Origin of the sequence: Aliiroseovarius marinus (genome assembly GCF_004360145.1) — a bacterium.
Classification (GTDB): Bacteria; Pseudomonadota; Alphaproteobacteria; order Rhodobacterales; family Rhodobacteraceae; genus Aliiroseovarius; species Aliiroseovarius marinus.
Map to the genome: position 1 here is coordinate 175,664 of NZ_ML178715.1, position 17,203 is coordinate 192,866.

19 protein-coding genes and 1 riboswitch are annotated in these 17,203 nt (G+C 61.8%); of the genes, 9 read left to right on the forward strand and 10 right to left on the reverse strand.

Features of this window, described 5'->3' with window-relative positions:
- Nucleotides 1-40: 40 nt before the first annotated feature.
- Entirely contained in the window at nt 41-868 is an 828-nt protein-coding gene (locus EOL43_RS06920) for a bifunctional allantoicase/(S)-ureidoglycine aminohydrolase (RefSeq protein ID WP_133486904.1), read from the reverse strand.
- A gap of 174 nt (nt 869-1,042) precedes the next feature.
- On the opposite strand from EOL43_RS06920, the gene EOL43_RS06925 reads away from it, so the two are divergent.
- Genes EOL43_RS06925 through EOL43_RS06940 form a run of 4 tightly spaced genes read left to right on the forward strand, consistent with a single transcriptional unit; the run spans nt 1,043 to nt 5,246 of the window.
- Nucleotides 1,043-1,678, forward strand: coding sequence for a CDP-alcohol phosphatidyltransferase family protein (locus EOL43_RS06925; RefSeq protein WP_133486906.1), 636 nt, complete (start codon nt 1,043-1,045; stop codon nt 1,676-1,678).
- Entirely contained in the window at nt 1,675-2,883 is a 1,209-nt protein-coding gene (locus EOL43_RS06930; RefSeq protein WP_133486908.1) for an ABC transporter substrate-binding protein, read from the forward strand. The genes EOL43_RS06925 and EOL43_RS06930 overlap by 4 nt, the downstream gene beginning before the upstream one ends.
- A gap of 43 nt (nt 2,884-2,926) precedes the next feature.
- A complete protein-coding gene (locus EOL43_RS06935; protein WP_133486910.1) occupies nt 2,927-4,621 on the forward strand; it encodes an ABC transporter permease in 1,695 nt (564 codons plus the stop codon).
- The gene (locus EOL43_RS06940; protein ID WP_133486912.1) at nt 4,614-5,246 is read left to right on the forward strand and encodes an ATP-binding cassette domain-containing protein; all 633 of its coding nucleotides are present in this window, start codon (nt 4,614-4,616) and stop codon (nt 5,244-5,246) included. Before EOL43_RS06935 ends, EOL43_RS06940 begins: the two co-directional genes overlap by 8 nt.
- A gap of 90 nt (nt 5,247-5,336) precedes the next feature.
- On the opposite strand, the gene EOL43_RS06945 is transcribed toward EOL43_RS06940, so the two are convergent.
- From EOL43_RS06945 to uraH, 6 genes are all read right to left on the reverse strand, one after another.
- Entirely contained in the window at nt 5,337-5,987 is a 651-nt protein-coding gene (locus EOL43_RS06945) for an energy-coupling factor ABC transporter ATP-binding protein (protein WP_133486914.1), read from the reverse strand.
- Nucleotides 5,974-6,762, reverse strand: coding sequence for a cobalt ECF transporter T component CbiQ (gene cbiQ, locus EOL43_RS06950; protein ID WP_133486916.1), 789 nt, complete (start codon nt 6,760-6,762; stop codon nt 5,974-5,976). The genes EOL43_RS06945 and cbiQ overlap by 14 nt, the downstream gene beginning before the upstream one ends.
- On the reverse strand, nt 6,759-7,343 hold the full coding sequence (locus EOL43_RS06955) for a cobalt ABC transporter permease (protein WP_133486918.1): 585 nt from the start codon (nt 7,341-7,343) through the stop codon (nt 6,759-6,761). The genes cbiQ and EOL43_RS06955 overlap by 4 nt, the downstream gene beginning before the upstream one ends.
- Entirely contained in the window at nt 7,340-7,957 is a 618-nt protein-coding gene (cbiM, locus tag EOL43_RS06960) for a cobalt transporter CbiM (RefSeq protein WP_133486920.1), read from the reverse strand. The genes EOL43_RS06955 and cbiM overlap by 4 nt, the downstream gene beginning before the upstream one ends.
- A gap of 10 nt (nt 7,958-7,967) precedes the next feature.
- Nucleotides 7,968-8,753: a DUF4198 domain-containing protein gene (locus EOL43_RS06965; protein ID WP_133486922.1), complete on the reverse strand. Its 786-nt coding sequence runs from the start codon at nt 8,751-8,753 to the stop codon at nt 7,968-7,970.
- Nucleotides 8,754-8,876: 123 nt separating this feature from the next.
- Nucleotides 8,877-9,088: riboswitch (cobalamin riboswitch) on the reverse strand.
- A 103-nt stretch (nt 9,089-9,191) separates the two neighbouring features.
- Nucleotides 9,192-9,545: a hydroxyisourate hydrolase gene (gene uraH, locus EOL43_RS06970; RefSeq protein ID WP_133486924.1), complete on the reverse strand. Its 354-nt coding sequence runs from the start codon at nt 9,543-9,545 to the stop codon at nt 9,192-9,194.
- Nucleotides 9,546-9,658: 113 nt separating this feature from the next.
- Between uraH and puuE the strand changes: the two genes are divergently transcribed.
- Together puuE and EOL43_RS06980 are read left to right on the forward strand one after the other, a co-directional pair.
- Nucleotides 9,659-11,080, forward strand: a complete 1,422-nt coding sequence (gene puuE, locus EOL43_RS06975; protein WP_133486926.1) for an allantoinase PuuE — start codon at nt 9,659-9,661, stop codon at nt 11,078-11,080.
- Nucleotides 11,077-11,568 (forward strand): ureidoglycolate lyase, encoded by a 492-nt coding sequence (locus EOL43_RS06980; protein ID WP_133486928.1) that lies wholly within the window; start codon nt 11,077-11,079, stop codon nt 11,566-11,568. The genes puuE and EOL43_RS06980 overlap by 4 nt, the downstream gene beginning before the upstream one ends.
- On the opposite strand, the gene EOL43_RS06985 is transcribed toward EOL43_RS06980, so the two are convergent.
- The 3 genes from EOL43_RS06985 to tmpA all read right to left on the reverse strand — a co-directional run bounded on the left by EOL43_RS06985 (nt 11,569) and on the right by tmpA (nt 14,786).
- On the reverse strand, nt 11,569-12,858 hold the full coding sequence (locus EOL43_RS06985; RefSeq protein WP_166636210.1) for a M10 family metallopeptidase: 1,290 nt from the start codon (nt 12,856-12,858) through the stop codon (nt 11,569-11,571). It lies immediately after the preceding gene.
- A gap of 198 nt (nt 12,859-13,056) precedes the next feature.
- Nucleotides 13,057-13,644, reverse strand: a complete 588-nt coding sequence (gene tmpB / locus EOL43_RS06990; RefSeq protein WP_133486933.1) for a (R)-1-hydroxy-2-trimethylaminoethylphosphonate oxygenase — start codon at nt 13,642-13,644, stop codon at nt 13,057-13,059.
- The gene (gene tmpA / locus EOL43_RS06995) at nt 13,641-14,786 is read right to left on the reverse strand and encodes a 2-trimethylaminoethylphosphonate dioxygenase (protein WP_133486935.1); all 1,146 of its coding nucleotides are present in this window, start codon (nt 14,784-14,786) and stop codon (nt 13,641-13,643) included. Before tmpA ends, tmpB begins: the two co-directional genes overlap by 4 nt.
- 99 nt (nt 14,787-14,885) lie before the next feature.
- Here tmpA and EOL43_RS07000 point away from each other — a divergent pair, with 99 nt between their 5' ends.
- The 3 genes from EOL43_RS07000 (at nt 14,886) to EOL43_RS07010 (ending at nt 17,197) form a co-directional block, all read left to right on the forward strand.
- A complete protein-coding gene (locus EOL43_RS07000; protein ID WP_133486937.1) occupies nt 14,886-15,746 on the forward strand; it encodes a LysR family transcriptional regulator in 861 nt (286 codons plus the stop codon).
- A gap of 133 nt (nt 15,747-15,879) precedes the next feature.
- Complete coding sequence (locus EOL43_RS07005; protein ID WP_240686487.1) at nt 15,880-16,611, forward strand: energy-coupling factor ABC transporter ATP-binding protein; 732 nt, start codon at nt 15,880-15,882, stop codon at nt 16,609-16,611.
- A complete protein-coding gene (locus tag EOL43_RS07010; protein WP_133486939.1) occupies nt 16,586-17,197 on the forward strand; it encodes an energy-coupling factor transporter transmembrane component T family protein in 612 nt (203 codons plus the stop codon). The genes EOL43_RS07005 and EOL43_RS07010 overlap by 26 nt, the downstream gene beginning before the upstream one ends.
- The last annotated feature ends 6 nt before the right edge of the window (nt 17,198-17,203 follow it).

Below are 17,203 nucleotides of genomic sequence, written 5' to 3' on the forward strand. Positions count from 1 at the left end.
CCACAGAAGGGGAAATGCGCGGAAGGTTCAAGCCTTATGATCAAAACCCAGTCAGAGGCATGTGGCGGTTCACGTCTTTGTAGAGCAGATAGCGAAACGGCCCCGGCCCACCCGCATAGCACGCCTGCGGGCAGAAGGCGCGCAGCCATATGTAATCGCCGGCCTCGACCTCGACCCAATCCTGGTTCAAGCGATAGACGGCTTTACCTTCCAAAACATACAACCCGTGCTCCATCACATGGGTTTCGGCGAAGGGGATCACCCCGCCGGGCTGGAAGGTCACGATATTCACATGCATGTCGTGGCGCAGGTCGGACGGATCGACAAAGCGTGTCGTGGCCCATGCGCCATCGGTGTCCGGCATCGGGATCGGCTCGTGATCCGCGTCGCTGGTCACAAAGGGCGTGGGCGCGTCAATGCCATCGACAGGCTGATAGCGTTTGCGGATCCAGTGGAAGCTGACCGGCGCGTCTGACCGGTTGGCCAAGCTCCACGCGCAGCCCGCAGGCAGAAACGCATAGCCCCCGGTCTGCATCTCATGTGCGGTTCCATCGATGGTCACCGTCATCTCGCCCGCGACGATGAACAGCACGGCCTCGGCCTCTGGATTGTCTTCGGGGCGGTCACTGCCGCCCCCCGGCGCGACCTCGGCGATGTAATGCGAGAATGTTTCAGAGAAGCCCGACAGCGGACGCGCCAAGACCCAGAACCGCGCGCCGTTCCAATGCGGCAGCGCCGATGTCGTGATGTCCGACAACGTCCCCTTTGGGATCACCGCATAGGCATCTGTAAACACCGCGCGATCCGTCAAAAGCTGGGTTTGCGGCGGCAAGCCACCCTTCGGCGCGTAGTAGGTCGGTTTCTTCATCAAGGCCTCCGATTGACGCCCCATTCAATCGTATGACGACAGACCCGCCAAGGTTTTTCACACAGAACCTATGACGAATGCTCACGTTTTCGTATGCCGCATGGACGAGAGGTGTGGAATTGGTCCAGATATCCATAAACGCCGCAGGACATCGGCGATGGGAAAGGGCGCGTCATGCTGGACGCTTATGCACGGAAACTAATTGATCCGCCGCTGGATCGTGTGGGCGGCCTGCTGGCGCGCACGGGCGTCAGCGCCAATGCGGTGACGCTGGTGGGGCTGGGGCTTGGCCTATTGGCTGCGGTCAGCATCGTGTTTGGACAGTTCACACTAGCGCTGGGGTTGGTTCTGGCATCGCGCGTCGCGGATGGGCTGGACGGCGCCGTCGCCCGCGCAAGCACTCGCTCAGATTTCGGCGGCTATCTGGATATCACCGCTGATTTCGCCTTTTACGGCGCCATCCCCTTGGCGTTCATCCTGCATGACCCGGCCACAAACGGCATCGCAGGCGCGGTCCTGCTGCTGAGCTTCTACGTCAACGGCGCCAGCTTCCTTGGCTACGCGATCCTTGCCGCAAAGCGGGGCATGGACACCCGCGCACAAGGGATCAAGTCGCTCTACTATTCAAATGGCATTCTGGAAGGCACGGAAACCATCGCGTTCTTCGTCCTCCTCTGCCTTGTTCCCCGTTTCTTCATGCCTTTGGCATGGCTCTTTGCCATCGCCTGCTTCGCCACCGCCATTCTGCGCGTCTGGGGTGCGTATCAGGCCTTTGGCCCCACACTTTCCGATCAACAGGAGTCCAAATGAAACACCTTGCTCTTGCCGCCAGCCTGCTGGCGTCGACCTTTCTGCCCACGGCCAGCTTTGCCGATCCGGATCCCGCGAACTGGGACGCTGTGCTGGACGAGGCGAAAGGCCAGACCGTGTACTGGAACGCATGGGGCGGATCGCCGACCACGAACGCGTTCATCGAATGGGCCGGCGACCAGATCCAAGCGCGCTATGGCGTGACGCTGGAGCATGTGAAGCTGACCGACACCGCCGACGCCGTGACCCGCGTGTTGTCGGAAAAGCAAGCCGGTCAGGATGATGACGGCGCAATCGACATGATCTGGATTAACGGGGCCAACTTTGCCTCGATGAAAGATAATGGATTGCTGTTTGGCCCGTTTGCCGAGGACCTGCCGAACTGGCAATTCGTCGACGTTGATGGCAAGACCGTCCGCACGGACTTCACCGTCCCGGTCGAAGGCTACGAGGCCCCCTGGGCCATGGCACAGGTCGTGTTCATGTATGACACCGCCGACATTGCCGAACCGCTTCCGTCTGCCGCCGCGATCCTTGAATGGGCCAAAGCGCATCCCGGCCGTTTCACCTATCCACAGCCGCCTGACTTCCTTGGCACGACCTTCTTGAAGCAGATGCTGGTCGAGCTGCTGGACGATCCCTCGGTTCTGGCCGCGCCTGTGTCGGACGAGACCTATGCCGATGTCACCGCGCCGCTCTGGGCCTATCTGGAAGAGCTGACCCCCGCCCTGTGGCGTGAGGGCCGCGCCTATCCGCCCAACGGCACCCGCCAGATCCAGCTGATCAATGACGGAGAGCTGGACATGGCCGTGTCCTTCAGCCCCAGTGAAGCGTCGACCGCCATCGCCAATTACGAACTGCCGGACACTGTGCGCACCTTCGTTTTGGATAAGGGCACGATCGGCAATGCCTCCTTCGTGGCGATCCCCTATAACTCGGGGTCGAAAGCAGGTGCGATGGTGCTGGCCGATTTCCTGATGTCGCCCGAGGCACAGGCCCACGCGCAAGACCCGAACGTGCTGGGCTATGGCACGGTTTTGAACATGGCCGCCCTGTCGGACGAAGACCGCGCCCGTTTTGACGCGCTGGATCTGGGCATCGCCACTCTGACACCCGCCCAGCTGGGCCGCGTGCAGGACGAGCCGCATCCCAGCTGGATGACCCGCATCGCCGAAGACTGGCAGTCGCGCTACGGCGTTCAGTAAAATGCGATTGCCCCGCGCGCCGCGTGCGGGGCAATACTCTGACATGAAATACCTCCCCCGCCTTCCCCTGTTTCCATTGCTGACGGTCCTGTTTCTGCTGGGTCCGCTGGTGGCAGGGCTGTGGGGAACACTTCTGCCCGCCTTTGGGCACTTCCCTGCGGGTGGACATACCGGCCCGTCACTTGATCCATTCCGCGCGCTTTGGAACTGGCCCGGATTGTCCGATGCATCCCGGCTGTCGCTGGTCACGGGCGTTGTCTCGGCAGTCCTGTCGCTGGCCATCACAGCCCTAATCCTCGCAGGCTGGACCGGCACGCGTGGGTTTCGCGTGCTGGAACGTCTGCTCTCGCCCTTCCTCTCGGTCCCCCACGCCGCCGCCGCCTTTGGGCTGGCCTTTCTGATTGCCCCCTCGGGCTGGATCGCGCGGCTGTTATCCCCGTGGCTGACGGGGTGGGAGCGTCCGCCGGACCTTTTGATCCTCAATGACCCATGGGGGCTGTCGTTAATCGCAGGCATGGTGGTGAAAGAGGTCCCGTTCCTCCTCCTCATGTCCATCGCTGCCCTTGGCCAGATCGACGGACGCCGCCGCATGGCGTTGAGCCAGAGCATGGGATATGGCCGCATCAAAGCATGGATGATCGCCATCTTCCCGGCGCTCTACGCCCGCATCCGCCTGCCCGTGCTTGTGGTCCTGACATGGGCCATGTCGGTGGTGGATGTGGCGGTGATCCTTGGCCCATCAACGCCGCCCACACTATCGGTTCAGATCGTGCGCTGGATGTCGGACCCGGACATTGGCTTTCGCCTACTCGCCGCCGCCGCTGCACTGTGGCAACTGGTGTTGGTCGTCGCGGGCGTCGGTCTGTGGTTTCTGGGCGAAGCGCTGATTGCCCGCCTTGCCCGCCGACAGGTCGAGGCCGGACGGCGCGGGCGCAGCGACACCGCCCTGCGTGTCGCAGGCTTCGCCCTCGGCACCACCGTCTCACTATCCCTACTACTGGGTTTCCTTGGCCTGATCATCTGGTCCTTCGCCGGGTTTTGGAGCTTCCCTGACCTGCTGCCAGATCAGTTCACCTTACGAAGCTGGATGCGCCACCGCACCGGCAGTCTGGACGCATTGGGGGAAACCGCGCTGATCGCGGGCGTCTCGGTCACCATCGGGATGATCCTGACCATTGGTTGCCTTGAAACCGAGGAACGCTATGGCCTGCGCCTGACCCAACGAGGGATGTGGCTGATCTATCTGCCACTGATCCTGCCGCAAACCGCGTTCCTACCGGGACTGCAAACGCTGCTTTTGAACCTTGGGCTGGGCATGGGGCGGCTGCCCGTCATTCTGGCCCATCTGGTCTTTGTCCTACCCTATCTGCGCCTATCCCTCGAAGGCCCATGGCAATCGTGGGACAGTCGCCAAGCCACGGTCGCCAAAGCGCTGGGGGCCACGCCGAACCAAATCCTGTGGCGCGTGCGTTTGCCGATGCTTCTGGCCCCGCTTCTGACCGCAACCGCCGTCGGCGTCGCGGTGTCGGTCGGGCAATACCTGCCCACGCTTCTGGCGGGCGGGGGCCGGGTTGAAACCCTGACCACCGAGGCCATCGCGCTGGCGTCTGGCGGAGACCGCCGCGCCATCGGCGTCTTCGGCCTGATGCAAACCGCTGCCGCGATGCTGCCCTTCGCGCTGGCCTTGGCGCTGCCCGCTTTGGTATGGCGCAACCGAAAGGGGCTTTTGAATGGCTAACGGATTGCATCTGGAGCAGGTCCGCATCCTGAAAGACGGCGCACCGCTGATCGAGATCGACACCCATGTCGCGCCCGGATCGGTGCTGACCATCATGGGGCCAAGCGGCGTGGGTAAATCCACGCTGCTGTCGGCGATCATCGGCACCCTGCCCCCGGCCTTCTCGCTACAAGGCCATGTCCGACTAGAGGACCGAGACCTGCTGCCCCTGCCGCCCGAAGATCGTTGTGTGGGGATCCTGTTCCAAGACGCACTTTTGTTTCCGCATCTCAGCGTGGGGGCCAATCTGGCCTTTGGGCTGGCCCAAGGCGGTACCCGCGCGGAACGCCGTGCGCAGATCGACGCGGCACTGGCCGAAGTGGGACTGGAGGGCTTCGCTGACCGAGACCCCGAAACCCTGTCGGGCGGGCAACGGGCACGGGTGGCCTTGATGCGGATGTTGCTGTCCGAGCCGAAGGCGCTGCTGTTGGATGAACCGTTCTCAGGCCTTGATGCCGCCCTGCGCGAACAAGTCCGCGCGCTGGTGTTTGACCACGCCCGCGCTCGTGCCCTGCCGGTTCTGATGGTCACCCATGATCAGGAAGACGCGGATGCGGCGGGCGGCGAAGTTGTGCGGTTGGAATAACGATAGGGCATCGCCGGTCCGCGGGTGGGCGTGAAGCGCCCGCCCATGGGGGCGGACGGGCGCTGCCCGGTCTATCGACCGGGCGGAATGCTAGATCCGCACCAGTTTTCGATTTTCCAACCGGTACCCCTCGGGCGCGATTTCAGCGCGGAAATCGGGCGCGTGGCTGACCAGAAGGATCGCCTGATCCAACCCTTTCAGGATCTCGGTCAAACGGGCGTAGTTGTCCGGGTCCAGCGCGTTGGTGGGTTCATCCAAGATCAGCACTTCCGGCTCCATCGCCAAAACGGTCGCCAGCGTCACCAAACGCTTTTCGCCGCCCGACAGCTTATGCGTGATCCGGTCGCGCAGATGCATCAGACCAAGACGGCCTAGTACCTGATCGACGATGGCCAGAGCCTCGTCCTTCGACTTGCCAAGATTTAGGGGACCAAAAGCCACATCCTCGGCCACGGTAGGGCAGAACAGCTGGTCGTCGGCATCCTGAAAGACAAAGCCGATGCGGCGTCGGACTTCGTGAAAGTCGGCTTCCTGCGTGCGGGATTTGCTGAAGGCGGTGATGGTGCCCGCGTCCGGCTGCAACAGCCCCATGATAAGCTTCAACAGCGTCGACTTGCCCGCGCCGTTCGGCCCGACAATCGACAGCCGCTCGCCCGGCTCCATCCGCATCGAGGCCCCGTCCAGAACCGGCTCAAGCCCCGGATAGGCGAAGTGGATGTCAGAAAGTTCAAGCAGCGGCATAAGCGACCTCGGCCCAGATCAGGGCAGCCAGAGCAAGCACCATCGCGCCTGCAAACATCACATCCGTCCGGGTCAGGCGGAACTCTTCCAAGAGCACGATCCGACCACAGAACCCCCGGCATTTCATCGCGGCCAGAATACGTTCCGACCGTTCAATCGCGCGCACCAGCATCATCCCCACCAGATAGCCATAGCTGCGATAGGTGTGCCAGTTGGTGCCGGGGCGAAACCCGCGCAGTTTCATCGAGGTCCGCAGACGCAGATATTCCTCGCGCAGGACGTCGATATAGCGGATTGTGAACATCATCAGATGCACCAGCCGCTCGGGCGTTTTCAGGGCGAACAGGGCGTGGCCCATCGTGACCGGCTCCATTGAGCCGACCAGCGTCATCACCGCCAGAATGACGGCATTGGCGGTCAGCGCAATCTCGGTCGCACGCCACAGACCTTCCCATGTGGCGTCAAAGCCAAAGACCGAAAACATCGGCGTACCGGGCATGGTGAAGGGCAGCAGGATCAGGGTGAAGATGATGAACCCGTCCATCATCGCCATGCGCTTCAGCGTCTTCTGGAACGGCAGGCCCGAGATCGCCAGCAGCCACATCGACAGGATCAACGCGCCGGACAGCACCCGCAGGTCGTCCAGTGTCACCACAGTCACGGCATAAATCACGGTCATCACGATCCGCATCCGAGGATCAAGCGAGGAAACCGCCGCCCGCAATGCGCCAAAGCCGGTAAGCGGCTTGTCTTCACCTGTCAGGACATAGGTCACTTACCGCCCTCCATCTTGCGGCGCGCCGCGATGTAGAAGCCGAGACCGAAAAGGCCGACGATATAGCCAATCCCGCCCAGCACCGACTGAAAGTTCGTCTCGGTTTTCAGCGCGCTCAGTTCCTGCCGGATCGGGCGGAGTTCCGTGCGCAGCATTGTGGCAAGCTCGGCGCGGGCTTGATCGGACAGGCCGGACAGAGGGGCGCCAGACGCTGCTGGGGTTGAGACGGACGCCGAAGCGGTCGACGCCGCAGCCTCTTGCCCCATCAGTGCTGCCACGTCTGCAGCGGGCATGAAGACCTCGGCCACGTGGCCCGCGCCAAGATCACCTCGGAAAATATGCGTGACGGGTTGCGTGGGCGTGAAGATGAAGAAGCCGTCCGCGTCGGTCTTGGTCTCGCCCAGCTTATTGCCGGCCTCGTCAAAGACCTCGACCAGAAGATCGGTGGCCATGTCGCCGCTGGAAAAGCCAATCTCACCCTCGATGTTCGACCCGGATGGGAAGACGGACGAGATGATATTATGGGCCAAGGCCGGCACAGGGGCCGCCAAGGCGAGGATCAGAACCAGAGATCGGATCATGCCCATCCTCCTTTCGCGCCTGCGAAGAGCTCGGGCTTCACGCGACGGGCCAAGAAGATGGCCGCGCCGGACAGAAGCGCTTCGATGATGATAACAGGAATATGCGCCACGAAGACCAGTTTGGCGGCGGGGATGAATTCGTCCCCCGACAAAGCAAGCGAGAACGCAACAGCAAGCGTGGTCACGGCAATGGCGAAACCGCCACCGAGCCCGCCCCAGATCGCGCCCTGCATCGGGGTACCGCGCGCGACAAGACGCCCGAAGATCAGTCCGGCCAGAACGGCGGGCCCCGCGATGTTGATCGCGTTTACGCCCAGCACGGTCAAACCGCCGAACCCAAAGAACACTGCCTGCAACAGAAGCCCGACAAACAGCGCCGGGAACGCCGCCCAACCCAGCACCAGACCCGCCAACCCGTTCAGGATCAGGTGAACCGAGCTTGGGCCGATGGGCACATGGATCAACGACGCCACGAAGAAGCTGGCGGACAGCACACCTGCCGCCGGAATACGCTCCAGCGGCAGTTTCTTCAGGCCCATCGCGATCCCGCCCACAGCCAAAGCCGCGCCGCCAAGCAGCACGGGATTTGACAGAGCTCCATCTACAATGTGCATTGCGCGTTCCTTACTTCAGTTCGGTGGCGTTGATCCACAGAACCGCGTCTTGGCTCAGCTCTTTGCCGTTATGTTCGGTTGCCGGACCGGACCCCAAGGCTGCGAAGCCCCAGTTGCCCGCTTTCGGAATGCCGAAGGTGAAAACGCCGTTTGCATCGGTCAGGGCTACGATAGTGCCGCCGGGCATCGCGCCCACGGTGCTATCGGTTGTCGAGAATGCCGCCAGATCCGGCTCGGCGGCCATGTATTCGATCTCGATCTCGGCGCCTGCGACGGGCTTGCCCTCGGACAGCACCACGCCCGAGAAGGTCGAGCCGACGACAACGTTGTAGGGCTTGTTCAGCGGCAAGATCTCGGTCGGCAGACCAACGGGCTGATCCCAATCGGTGGGCAGCGTGTTGCGGTTCAGAACCGATTTGGTGATCTGCTGAATGTAGATGTCTTCGCTTTCCTCATAGTACGGCGCAGGCACGGTCACGACCACATAGTCGCCCGAGCGCTTGACCGGCACAGACGCGGTAAAGGCCGCAGATTCATTGTGCTTGCCCTTGAAGGTGGCGGGCGCCACGCGATCCATCAGGTCGGTTTTTTCACCGTTGTGGATCATGAAGAACTCTTGCGGCGCGTCCATATCCATGGCGTGCCCGTTCTCCATCGGGTGCCAAAAGATCAGGCCCATCGGCACGTCGCCGGGCTTGTCGATCAGCACCTCATCGGTGTGTTGCAGCAGGAAATGCGCCTGAGCGGCAACGGGTACAAAAGCGGCCAGTGTAGCGGCCAGAACAGTCTTTTTCATGTCGTCCTCATTCGACGTCGCAGGGATCACCTGCAATCAAGAATGAACGAACGGGGTATATTGGCACGGGAGGGTCTTTGGACCGCCGGGCCAGACGCGCACCCCGGCGTCCGGTGGAAATGGGCAAATGCCCAGCGTCCGGCAGGTCTCCTGACTTGCGGGTCTTGGCTTGGCTGGCCTTCCCGGGTTGGACCCAGTGGCATGTTCAGCTTTGCTCGCCGCTCACAGTTGCGGGGGCAGTCTCGGATTTGGCGCCTGTTGGCTACACCTCACCGGGTTCCCTATTACTTTCGCGGTGCTTCTGCACACGCGAAACCGATCGCTGGCCTTGAATGTCAGAACAGGCGGGGACGAGTCAAGCGAAAGCAGGGCGCGCGATGGGTCGCAGACGCGATGGGAAAAGTCGCAAAATTTGTAAGTGGTTGTTTTCGAACGGAATTAACTTCCGCGATATGTCGAGTATCCATAAGGCGATAGTAAAAGCGGCACGTGATAATGCGCCTGTTCGGCCATGCCAAAGCGGATCGGCACCACGTCCAGAAACAGCGGACTTTCCCCGTCCTGATCGGTGGCGCGCAGATAGTCACCCGCGTGGAAGACAAGCTCGTACACCCCGACCTCGAACGCATCCGCGGGCAGGATCTGTTCATCCGTCCGCCCGTCGTCATTCGTCACAAGGGAATGCACCAGCGCCCGCACCTCGCCCTCGATCCGGTAGAGGTCAATGCGCAAGCCCTGCGCCGGGCAGCCGCGCGCCGTGTCCAGAACGTGGGTGGTTAGATATCCGGTCATGGCGTGTCCTTTCCTTGCCCTCACTATTGGGGGATCAGCGCCCCGGCGCAATCCCATTTGACCTGACCCGCGTTCCTTGGAAGGGTGGAGGGGAACCAAGGACGAGGGAACTCATGCCCGACAGATACACCCGTGACATGCGCGGCCACGGCCCGACACCGCCCAACCCGAACTGGCCAAAGGATGCCAAGATCGCGGTTCAGTTCGTCCTGAATTACGAGGAAGGCAGCGAGAACTGCGTGCTACACGGCGATGCCGCGTCCGAGGCGTTCCTGTCCGACATTCCCGGTGCGGCCCAATGGCCCGGCCAGCGGCACTGGAACATGGAAAGCATCTATGAATACGGCGCGCGGGCGGGGTTCTGGCGGTTACATCGTCTGTTCACCGGAGCGGGTATTCCGGTGACGATCTATGGCGTCGCCACAGCCCTTGCGCGCAGCCCCGAACAGGTCGCGGCGATGCAGGACGCGGGGTGGGAGATCGCGAGCCACGGGTTGAAATGGGTCGAGCACAAGGACATGCCCGAGGACGAAGAACGCGCCGCGATTGCCGAGGCCGTCCGTCTGCACACCGAGGTCGTCGGCACGCCCCCACGCGGGTGGTACACCGGGCGGTGTTCGGAAAACACCGTACGGCTGGTCGCCGAGCATGGCGGGTTTGACTATATATCAGATACTTACGACGACGACCTGCCCTATTGGACCGAGATCGGCGAGCGGGATCAGCTGATCATCCCCTACACGCTGGAAGCCAATGACATGCGCTTTGCCACCGCGCCGGGGTGGGTGACAGGCGATGATTTCGGGGACTACCTGATCGACGCCTTTGACACGCTCCACGCCGAAGGTCAGGCCGGGGATCGCCCCGCGATGATGTCGGTCGGGCTACATTGCCGTCTGATCGGGCGTCCCGGCAAAATCGCCGGTCTGCGCCGGTTCATCGACCACATCCAACGTCACGACGATGTCTGGTACCCCCGCCGGATCGAGATTGCCAAGCACTGGGCGACGCACCACCCTCACAAGCGTTTTGAGCGCCCCAGCCAGATGACGCGGGACCGTTTCGTGGACCTTTACGGTGGGATCTTCGAGCACTCCGCTTGGGTCGCCGAACGTGCCTTCGAGTTGGAGCTTGGCCCCGCCCATGACAGCGCGGTTGGCCTGCACAACGCGCTCTGCCGCGCCTTCCGAACCGCCAGCGGAGATGAACGGCTGGGCGTTCTACGCGCCCACCCGGATTTGGCGGGCAAACTGGCGGCGGCGGGGCGGCTGACGGCGGAGAGCACCTCGGAACAGGCCAGCGCCGGGCTGGATATGCTGACGGACCAGCAGCGGCTGACCTTCACGCAGCTGAACGCGGACTACGTCGCAAAACACGGCTTTCCCTTCATCATCGCGGTGAGAGACCACGACAAGGCGTCCATCATGGCAGCCTTCAAGCGCCGCATCCACAATGACCGCGCCACCGAATTCGCCGAGGCCTGCCGCCAGGTCGAACGCATCGCCGCGTTCCGCCTGATGGACCTGCTGCCATGACCGACATCACCGCGCAGCCCTTGACGGCCGACGCCTTCGCGCCGTTCGGCGATGTGCTGGAGCTGACCGACCGCGACAGCCTGACCATCAACGCAGGCATGTGCCAGCGTCATCACGATCTGGCGCAGTTGGACTTTGGCGAGGGCCGCGCCGGGATCAGCCTGTTTGACGGCAAACCGCGGCAGTTTCCTTATGAACTGGATCTGGTGGAACGGCACCCTCAGGGTTCGCAAGCCTTCATCCCGATGAACGGCGTGCCCCTGCTGGTCACCGTCTGCCCGGACGATGGCGGCACCCCCGGCACGCCGCGCGCCTTCGTGATGCGCCCAGATCAGGCGATCAACCTGCACAAAGGCACATGGCACGGGGTCCTCGCCCCGATCGGAGCGCAGGGGCTTTATGCGGTGGTAGATAGAATTGGGGATGGAACGAACCTCGAGGAATATACCTTCCCCAACCCGGTTCTGATCCATCCCCCAAAGGTTTGATCAGTAGAACAGAATGTCGTCCACAAGATCCATTTTGCTGGACACGTTTTCGATGATCAGCACATCGCCATTGCCGAAGTCGATATGCACATCGCCGTTTTTAACGCTGCCATATTGCTTCAGAACCTGCTTCACCGTCATTCCGGCTGGCACAAGATCATCTTCGATGAAGATCTTGTCTTTCTGGCCGGCTTTGAAATCTTTGATCCGGTCCTGACCGTCGTCGTAATAGAACCGGTCTTTGCCTCCGCCGCCTTTCATCACGTCATCGCCGTTCGATCCGTACAAGCGGTCGCGACCCTTGCCGCCCTTCAGAACGTCTCCGCCCCAGCCACCATACAGGTTGTCTGCGCCATTGCGTCCGATCAATTCATCGGCGCCGCCATTGCCGGTCAGATGGTTATCCTTCCCATTGCCAATGATCTTGTCACGGCCTGACCCGCCTTCTGCGTGCTCAATCGCGGTTCCCTTGGCAACGATCAGGTTGCCCTTGTATCCCAACACATCCGAGATGCGTCCGGCGCGCAGGTCAATTTTCTGGTTTTGACTGGTCTGCGAGAAATCAAACGTATCAACCCCAGACGAATCGAACACTGTCATCGCCACACCGATCGAGCCGCCAGCAAGCGATGCAAACTGGCTGGCTGGACCATCGGCATTCGAATTGAAGCCCCAGGTGGTGTTCCCGTCATTCACGTTCGTCGGCTTGCCATACATGCTGTGCACGGCGGCGATATCCGCGATCATGGGCGTCAGAAGGAATGCCAAGTCCGCGTCGACATTCGAGTTCTCTTGCTGACTGAAATACGACATGACCGACATTTGCCAGCTGTCATTGGCATAATGCGCCCCGCCGGGGAACGTCGCTGAGCCGTTGTAGTTTCCGCTATGCCCCAACCCCAGCGCGTGACCGATTTCGTGTACATAGGTCTGGAACGAATAGCTGTGCAGGTCGTATTCCTCGCCGGAATACCAGCTTGGATGCACGTTCACCGTTGATTGAATGATGGTTCTGCCAGAGGTGCTTGAGAAGTTGAACGCCCCGGATTGATGATCCTGAAACACGATATCCGCCGTGCCGGTGGTCAGCACGAAGTTGATACCGGTGACCGCAGTCCACGCTTCCAAAGCTTTCTCGACAAACCAGATCCCGGCAGCTTCCAGCCCTGCGACGGAATAGGTCAGCGTGCCGCCAGCGGACACATCGAATTTACGCGAGAGGCGGCCCGTATCATTCCAATATCCATTGACCAAATAGTCCGCGATTTGCGTGACCGAGAAGGTCGGCAATGACGCCGAAACCTGAGCAATGGAGACGCCAGTCCCCCCGCCTTCTACGTGCCTGAAATCACCGCATTTTTCACACATGCCGACCTCACATAATATTTATTTGCGTACTTCAAAGCAAATATTGACTCTCACCGCAAGGTTGAATCTTTGGATCAGCGGATTTGCGCGGGCAGAGCGGAGTGCCGCCCGCGCATCGTTTTAAGTGTCGCGGCGGCGCTCCACCATGCGTTGCACCATGGGGGCAAAGTGCCAATAATCCGGCGTTTCCATTCCGGCGCGTTTGCCCGCTTCGTCCAGATAACGCACTGCGATAATCTCTTTCAGGTTGGGGTTCTTTTCGAACTCCGCCACCTCGTCCGCACTCATCGGTCCGCCCTGCAATTCCAACGTGTGCACCGACGCAGCACTCAGCCGGTCGAAATAGGATGGCTTGGTCGCGCAAAGATAGCGTTTCGCCGCCACGTGGAAGCGCACGCAATCGGTGATCACGCTGGGGAAGAACTGCTCCAAAACCTCAGCGCCCGCATCTTCGTGATGCCGGTCTTCGGTGTCGTCGGGATGATAGGTGCCGAACTCGGACGTGAAGTGGCCAATGTCGTGCAGAAGGGCGCCGACGATGATCTCTTCGCTCTGGCCGTTCTGCTCGGCGATGGTGGCGCCTTGCAGCATGTGTTCGGCCATGGTGACGTCTTCGCCCAGATATTCTTCACCGCCACGGCGGTCGAAGATACCTCCGATGAATTCGACGATGTTTTCAGACGTCAGCGCTTCAATATCCGGCTTCATTCTGCAGCCTCCTGCGTGCGCGAACGCGATAGGGCAGCATGGGTTGAACGCAGCCCGTCCTTGTCAGAGTAGCAGCCCTGAAGCCAGCGCGTGCCTTCGCCGGAATAGCCCTTGCGGGCGTGCAGAACACGTGTGTTATCAACGACAAAGCCCTCTCCGGGTTCCAGACGGAAGGTGACCTCCATCGCCGGATCATCAATGATTTCGCCCAGACGACGATAGGCGGCATAATACGCTTGCATCTGGTCAAACGGCACGTCGGTCACAGCGGACAGAGAGCGGTTGTTGAAACGGACGCCGATAATCTCGCCATCGGGGGCCAGTTCGATCATCGGGCGGCGAGATTGCAGGCAGACGCCTTCCTCGCCCGCGTATTCGAACCGCGCGCAGTGGTTGGCCAGAACGTCAAACGCAGCAGAGTCTTCTTCGCGCAGACGACGGGCGGCGGCGAAACCGTCAACCACCATGTTTTCGCCACCAGCGGCAGAGCTTTCCAGACAATAGAGCACCTGAACCGAAGGCACCGGGTCGCGATACGGGTTGTCCGTATGCGCCTGAAGCCCCAGCCCGGTGAAGGCCAAGTTGGTCGGATTCACCTCGGTCCGCACCTCGAAATGACGGCCATAATTGGTTTCACGCACATAGCCGAACAGATCGACCACCTTGAACAGCGCACCGTCTTCGACGGGCCCGTTTACAACCTTGCCGAACCCGTAACGTGTGACCTGTTCCAGCCACGCGCCCAGCGCGTCGGGGTCCGAAGACAGCTGGGCAAAGTCGCCGATAGGCACGGCGCCCATTAGACCCGAATCCCACGTTTCGATCCCGTCGCCCAGCCAACCGCGTTCGGCCGGGGCGGGACGGTCATAGGCGTTCTGAACCAGCCAACCCGCATCATAGGTGACTGTCTTGCCCTCGGGCGCAAATCGGATGGTGATCTGATCGCCGCTGGCCGAAGCCTCCGTCATATGCGTATCGGCGGGCAATTCGCCCAGCGACACCAAGCGCTGGCCATTGCCTGCCGCGCGGGTCTCGGGGTCCCACGCATTGTCACGCAGCCACATGGCGTGAAAACGAAGCGGGCCGTTTGGGGTGGTCAGGGTCAGAACCTGGCCCGATGGGTCGAGCTGGGTGGTAAACATGCGCGTGTCTCCTGTGACGCGTTGATCCTGGGATGATTGTCCGCGCAAAGCGTGATAAGGACAACCAAGCGAAAACATACCTGAGACCCCGATCTGCTTATGGATAATCCCCTTTCAAACCTGCCCCTCGATTGGGTCCACGCGTTCGAGGCCGCCGGGCGGCTAGGGAGCTTCACCGCCGCCGCGCAGGAAACCGGGCTGACGCAGGCCGCGATCAGCCAGCGGATCGGGCATCTGGAAACCCGGCTGGGTGTCGCCCTGTTCATCCGCAAACCGCGCGGCGTTGTGCTGTCGGTCGAGGGCGAGGCATGGTTGCCCTATGTCACCCACGCGCTGGGGACGCTGCGCCAAAGTTCCGAGGAACTCTTTGGTATCCAGCGCAAACGCCTGACGGTGTGGAGCAGTGCCTCGGTGCTGGAGCATTGGATCGCACCGCGGCTGGCGGGGCTGTCGCTGGGTGCGGATGTGCAACTGTCGTTCAAGACACTAATGCTGGCCTCGGAAGACAATCCGCAGCTACGCGGGGTGCGGTTGCGCTATGGCAGCGGGGATTGGAGCATCCCCCATCGCGCCCGCCTGTTTGACGAGGTGCTGGCCCCCGTCGCCGCCCCTGCCCTGATGCAGGGCGTGGATCCGGACCGCTGGCAGGACCTGCCGCGCATTGGCCTGTCTGGCCCGCGCATGGGCTGGCATGAATGGGCGGACCACACGGGCGACGCCCCCACCCCCATCCCGCATCTGCGCTTTGACACCTTCACCGCCGCGCTTGCCGCCGCGCGGGCGGGGGCGGGTGTGTTGCTGGCCTCGATCCCCTTGGTTGAACAGGCTTTGGCGTCCGGCGCGCTTGTCCGCCTGTCGGACGATGCGCTGCCGTCCGAGAACTCCTATTGGATGGTGGCCGAGCGCGGAGAGTTGACCCAACGGCAATGGAACACGCTCACCGCCGCATTCTGCACCTGAGATGATCAAATTCGCAGGCCGAAATGTAACTGGGTAGAACTACGTTTTCTGCATTTTCTTGCGGCATTCTCTCTTGCGTCCGGTTAAAAGCCCCGTCAAACACCTGCAAACTTCGCGGCCTTGGAAAGGGCACATGGACAGTCAGATGAAACCCGCGCGGATCGAATTCCAAGCTGCCAGCTTTGCGGTGGCCGAGCGCCGGATTCTTGCGGACATGTCCGTAGACCTGACCGCCAAACGCATCGGCATCATCGGGCGCAACGGGTCGGGCAAAACCACCTTTGCGCGGCTCTTGTCGGGCTTGGTGGAACCCAGCGCGGGCACCGTCCGCGTCGACGGGATCGACCCGGCCAAAGACCGTCGCGCGGCGCTGTCGCTGGTGGGCATCCTGTTCCAGAACCCAGACCACCAGATCATCTTCCCCACTGTGGTCGAGGAACTGGTCTTTGGCTTGCGTCAGCTCGGGCTGGACGACCCCGAGGGTGCTGCCCGCGCGCAACTGGACCGCTTTGGCAAAAGCCATTGGGCGGACAGCCATGTGCACGGGTTGTCTCAGGGGCAAAAACAACTGGTCTGCCTGATGGCGGTGCTGGCGATGGCCCCGCGCATTCTGGTGCTGGACGAACCCTTCGCCGGGCTGGACATCCCCACGCGGATGCAACTGGGCCGCTATCTTGATCGCTACGAGGGCACGCTGGTCCATGTCACCCATGACCCCGACGAGCTTTCGGCCTATGATCATGTCATCTGGATCGAGGCTGGCGCGCTGGCGCAGCAAGGTCTGCCCGCCGATGTGCTGCCCGCCTTCACCGCCCAGATGAAACAGCAAGGAGAGAGCGATGATATCTCTGACCTCTCCGATTGAGACCCGCGCCCATGGCTGGCCCGCCGGTCTGAAGCTGGCGGCGCTCTGCGTCGTAACCATCGTGCTGTTTCAGATGCAAAGCCTGTGGTTCCACATGGCCACGTTCGCCACCACACTGACGTTCTATGCCCTGCCCGGCCAAAGCTTCCTGCGCGCAGGACTGCGGTCACTGAAAGTCCTGTGGCCCTTCGTGCTGCTGGTCGGGATCTATCACATCGTGACCCGCAGCCCCATCGACGGGCTGGTGATCATCCTGCGCATGCTGACCGCCGTGGGGCTGGCCAATCTGGTCACCATGACCACGCGACTGTCCGATATGATCGCCGTTGTCCGCTGGCTGGCAACGCCCTTGCGCGCGCTCGGGCTACGCACCGAATACCTTGAGACCGCCATCGCGCTGGTCATCCGTTTTACGCCTGTGCTTCTAGCCAAAGGCACCCACCTGACCGAGGCTTGGCGCGCCCGGTCCGCCCGCCGTCCCGGCTGGCGCATCATCCTGCCATTCACGGTTCTTGCGTTGGAAGACGCAGACCACATTGCCGATGCGCTGCGTGCGCGCGGCGGTTTCGACGCCATGAAGGAGTGAGTCACC